This window comes from Sulfurimonas sp. (assembly GCF_026991475.1).
Lineage (GTDB): Bacteria > Campylobacterota > Campylobacteria > Campylobacterales > Sulfurimonadaceae > Sulfurimonas.
The window spans coordinates 1-4,298 of the sequence record NZ_JALXBK010000087.1; the positions used below are offsets into that span (position 1 = coordinate 1).

Sequence of the window (4,298 nt, forward strand, 5' to 3'; positions counted from 1 at the left end):
TACTCCAAGAGTTTGGGCAGTTTCACGAATATACTGCTTTGCAGGTGAAAAAAGCTTTAACGGGTAAAGCAAAGGCGCAAAAAGAGCAGGTTGCGTTTATGGTAAAGCGTCTTTTAAATATCAAAAAAGAGATTAAACCTTTGGATATTTCTGATGCTATGGCGGTTGCTATAACACACTCTCAGAGGGTAAAACTCAAGGGGTCGCGTAAGTGATTGACTAACAAATTTATATGGTCTAATGTGAGGACAAATCCTCGCTTCGCTCTGAGCCTTGCATAAAACCATATAAAATTTAAAGCTGTGAAACTATTAAACGCAGTGATAAATTAATAAATAAAAGAGGAAATATAATGTCAAAATTTGAAAATGTAACAGTAGTAAAAGAGGCAAATATTTACTACGATGGAAAAGTAACAAGTAGAACAGTTGAATTTAGTGATGGAAGTGTGAAATCTTTAGGCATTATGCTTCCTGGTGAATATATATTTAATACAGCAGATAAAGAGATTATGGAAATAATGAGTGGTGAGTTAGAAGTAAGACTTCCTGGTGAAGAAGTATTTAAAACACTTCATACACCCGAAACTTTTGAAGTCCCTTCTAATGCTGCGTTTGATTTGAAAATAAAAAGCGTTACAGACTACTGCTGCTCTTACATCAAGTAGTTATACAGCGTATTTAGCAGCGAGTGAGCCTAGAGCATTTACATCAAGTGTTCCGCTTACTCTCTCAACCTCACGACCACCTTTAAAGACTATGATAGTTGGAATACTTCTAATGTTAAAACGCGCACCTAAATTTTGTTCATTTTCAGTGTTTACTTTTGCAAAAAGTGCCTTAAGTGGAAAGTTTGTTGCAGCGCGTTCAAAATTTGGTGCCATCATTTTACATGGTCCACACCACGGTGCCCAAAAATCTATAATGACGGGAATATCACTGTTTACAACAACTTCATCAAAATTGCTACTGTTTAACTCTATAGGTTTTGTATCTAAGAGGGATTTTTTACATTTTCCACAATTCGCTTTTTTATAGCTATCTTTTTGTGGTACATTATTTATGCTTAGACAATGGGGACATACTACTCTCATAATTTATTCCTTTTTTCGGACAATTATACATTTTTAAAAGCTAAAAAAATGCTACTTTAGTTAGTTTTCTTGTTTAAAAGATTCTATTCTTTCTGCCATACCAAAATCAGGATTTTGTTTTGGTTCCAAAACAACTTGTGCTACCGTTTTGTTATCGTTGTTTATAACTATTGGAGCTAAAAAGTTTATAGTTGATTTTTCAAGTGGTTTTTGAATGAGTAAGATGTTATAGACAGTTATGCTTGTGTCGTTATCTATTTTTAAGAGGGTTTTTATATCTTGTGGAAGATTAAATGAATACTCTCGTAAGAGATGTGGATTTACAAGAATAAAAGAGATATTTTTATTATTAGCATCACTCATTTTAGAAAAAAAATCATCAATAGGCTCTATAACAATCTCTTGCATATCTTTAAAACCTAATATTTCACTCACAACTTTATAACCCATTTAGTATCCTTTAAAATGAACTCTCTTGGTATTTTATACTTTTTGAAATTACATAACATATAGAGTTCTTAATGCTATCTATATTATAGCACGCTCCAATAGCAAATGCAAATTCATTATTAGTCATTATTATACTTATGCCATCATTCAAATCAATAAGTGGGAGTTTGCTATTTTGGACTAAAGATGCATCAGTTACATCTGTGAATAAAAAGCTTAAACTTATCCAATCAAAATCTCTTGCACTATTTTGTGCTGCAAGAGAGAGTTTTATCTGTGTAGCAGAGATAATTTCTAATGAACGCAACTCAGCATCTTTAAAATCATTAAATCTTTTTAAAAAGTTTGAGAGCTGCGTTTGAGAGAGCGGTTTCATTTTATTGACAACCTACACACTCCATAGATCTGTCTTCAACATCGTTTGCTACTTCCGGTGATTGTGAACGCAGGTAGTAGGTAGATTTTAAACCTAATTTCCAAGCAAGCATATATATTTCATTAAGGTATCTTCCACTTGCTTTATCAAGTGTAATGAAGATGTTGAGTGATTGCCCTTGATCTATCCATTTTTGTCTGATTGCTGCAGCTTTTATTAAAATAGTTTGGTTTAGATCATATGCTGGTGTGTAGTAACTCCATGTTTCAGGAGAAAGATTTGGAACAACAACAGGTATAAGACCACTTAAATTCTCTTCTGACCACTTGCGTTTAAAGACGGGCTCAATTGCCTGCGTAGTTCCTGTAAGTATAGAGATAGAACTTGTTGGTGCAATAGCCATAAGATAACCGTTTCTCATGCCCTGTTTTTTTACTTTTGCGCGGAGTTCATCCCACTCATATTTTGAAGCAAAAAGACCACCACGATCAACAAGGTTAATAACCTCTGCATTAGCATGATCTTGAGGCATAATCCCTCTACTCCATTTACTCCCTTCAAACTCAGGATATGCACCTTTTTCTAAAGACAGATCAGCAGAAGCAGAAATAGCATTGTATGAAACTGCTTCCATTATTTCATCTATTTTATCAAAATGTTCTTGAGTTCCCCACATAATGCCAGCTTCTGCAAGCATTTGTGATTCACCCATAACACCAAGACCAATAGAACGGCTTCTAATGTTTGTGCGTTTTACTTTTTCAATAGGGTAGAAGTTCAAATCAATTACATTATCTAAACATCGAATAGCAGTAGGAATAATTCTATCTATCTCTTCTTTTGTGTTAATTTTAGAGAGGTTTACTGAAGCAAGATTACATACGGCAGTTGCACCATCCACTTTTTCTTTTTCAACAACAAAAATCTGCATACCACCAAGTGAGTCGAGTGCAGTTACTTTTTTCGCTGGTTTTTCGATGCCGCTGTCAACTTTGACTATTTCATTCTCTTCATAACTAACACTCTCACCGTTTTCGAAGATAAATTTTATTTTATAGTGATTTGGTTGTGTGTTTTGAAAAATTTCTGTACAGAGATTAGAACTTCGTATAACACCAAAGTGGTCGTTTGGATTTGCACGGTTAGCATTATCTTTAAAACATAAAAATGGTGAGCCGGTTTCAAAATAAGAAGTAAGTATTTTTTTCCATAAATCTTTTGCTTTTATTTTCTCTTTAATGATACTCTCATCTTGCTCAAATTCCATATAACGTTTGTTAAATGCTTCACCATAAAGTTCTGTAAGTTCACGTACATCATAAGGATCAAAAAGTGTCCAGATTGCATCTTCTTGAACGCGTTGCATGAAGAGGTCATTTAACCACATTGCAGGGAAAAGGTCATGCGCACGGCGACGCTCTTCACCAGAATTTTTCTTAAGATCCAAAAAGTCATTTATATCAATATGCCATGGTTCAAGATAAACGGCAATTGCACCCTTACGTGTTCCAAGTTGATCAACTGCAATTGCAATGTCGTTTGTTATTTTTAAAAATGGTATTGTCCCGCCTGCTGCATTTTTGTGTCCATCGATGTATGAGCCCATAGATCGAACCTGTGTCCAATCCCAACCAATTCCACCACCAAATTTAGAGAGCATTGCCATCTCTTGATAGGCATCGAAAATTCCCTCTATATTGTCAGGTGTAGAGCCAATATAACATGAGCTTAGTTGATGTCGTGGTGTTCTTGCGTTTGAGAGAGTTGGTGTTGCTAACATCACTTCAAACTTACTTATCATGTTATAAAATTTTATTGCCCACTCTTGACGTTTTTCTTCTCTTTGTGCCAAGAACATTGCAATAGCCATAAACATATGTTGTGGTAACTCTATAGGGTTTGAATTTCTATCTTTAATAAGGTATCTGTCATAAAGCGTTTTAATTCCAAGATAATTAAATTGTAAGTCACGTTCTGGTTTAATATGTTTTTGGAGTGCATCAAGGTCATACATCTCTTTAAGACCTAAAAGAATACGCCCCTCTTTTTCACCTTTTTCAAGATATTTTTCTAAAGAGCAATACCCTGTGAAACCATTTACTTGATGGTAAAGATTGAAAAGGAAAAGACGAGAGGCAACGAAAGTCCAGTTAGGAGCATCGATGTCAATTTTATCTACTGCTGTTTTTATGAGTGTCTCTTGAATCTCTTTTGATGTTATACCATCACGAAAGTGTATTTGTGCATCAACCTCAAGTTCACTTTGGCTTACATTGTATAAGCCTTTGACGGCTGCAGAAGTGTATTTTTGTATTTTTGAAATGTCAAGAGGTTCTGTTCTTCCATTTCTTTTTATAACTGTTATCATCTTTGTCTATT

The 4,298-nt window shown here is 34.6% G+C and carries 6 protein-coding genes; 2 read left to right on the top strand and 4 right to left on the bottom strand.

Annotation, left to right across the window (positions count from 1 at the left end; all coding sequences use genetic code 11):
- The coding region (locus MV589_RS07220; protein ID WP_297433400.1) for a crossover junction endodeoxyribonuclease RuvC at window positions 1-215 on the top strand (215 nt) is incomplete at its 5' end.
- 137 nt (window positions 216-352) lie between these two features.
- On the top strand, window positions 353-667 hold the full coding sequence (gene ppnP / locus MV589_RS07225; protein WP_297433401.1) for a pyrimidine/purine nucleoside phosphorylase: 315 nt from the start codon (window positions 353-355) through the stop codon (window positions 665-667).
- Here the strand turns inward: ppnP and trxC are convergent, their stop codons facing one another.
- The 4 genes from trxC to MV589_RS07245 are packed head-to-tail and all read right to left on the bottom strand — an operon-like array spanning window position 668 to window position 4,287.
- Window positions 668-1,093, bottom strand: a complete 426-nt coding sequence (gene trxC, locus MV589_RS07230) for a thioredoxin TrxC (RefSeq protein ID WP_297433402.1) — start codon at window positions 1,091-1,093, stop codon at window positions 668-670.
- Window positions 1,094-1,153: 60 nt separating this feature from the next.
- Entirely contained in the window at window positions 1,154-1,543 is a 390-nt protein-coding gene (fliW, locus tag MV589_RS07235) for a flagellar assembly protein FliW (RefSeq protein WP_297433403.1), read from the bottom strand.
- A 10-nt stretch (window positions 1,544-1,553) separates the two neighbouring features.
- Window positions 1,554-1,919, bottom strand: coding sequence for a hypothetical protein (locus MV589_RS07240; RefSeq protein WP_297433404.1), 366 nt, complete (start codon window positions 1,917-1,919; stop codon window positions 1,554-1,556).
- Between the two features lies 1 nt (window position 1,920).
- Window positions 1,921-4,287: a ribonucleoside-diphosphate reductase subunit alpha gene (locus MV589_RS07245; RefSeq protein ID WP_297433405.1), complete on the bottom strand. Its 2,367-nt coding sequence runs from the start codon at window positions 4,285-4,287 to the stop codon at window positions 1,921-1,923.
- Window positions 4,288-4,298 lie beyond the last annotated feature (11 nt).